The sequence below is a fragment of the Neisseria sp. P0021.S005 genome (assembly GCF_051956955.1).
This window is the reverse complement of sequence record NZ_JBQCWY010001026.1, coordinates 1-229: the sequence shown is the minus strand read 5'-3', so window position 1 is coordinate 229 and position 229 is coordinate 1. Positions and strand designations below refer to the sequence as shown.

Here is a 229-nt window from a genome sequence, read left to right as displayed (position 1 = left end):
GCGGTACGGTTGCCGTTGAAGTCGTAGTGGTAGCGGATGCTTTCGGTAACGGGCAGGTACAGCATGTCGTACTGCGCATCGCGCCAGTCGGTTTCGGGCAAACCGTTTCGGGCGTTCTCTTCCTTAGCCGGTACTTTCCATTGGTGCTGGCCGATGATTTGGCCGTTGCCGTTGTAGTCGAAGCAGGTAATGCTGTGACTGTTGGCGGCGCGGACGAGGTTGCCGTCCA

At 58.5% G+C, this 229-nt stretch carries 1 pseudogene; it reads right to left on the bottom strand.

What is annotated here, in order from left to right:
- Positions 1 to 229, bottom strand: a pseudogene (locus ACTHUE_RS20710) (RHS repeat protein); the annotation flags it as partial.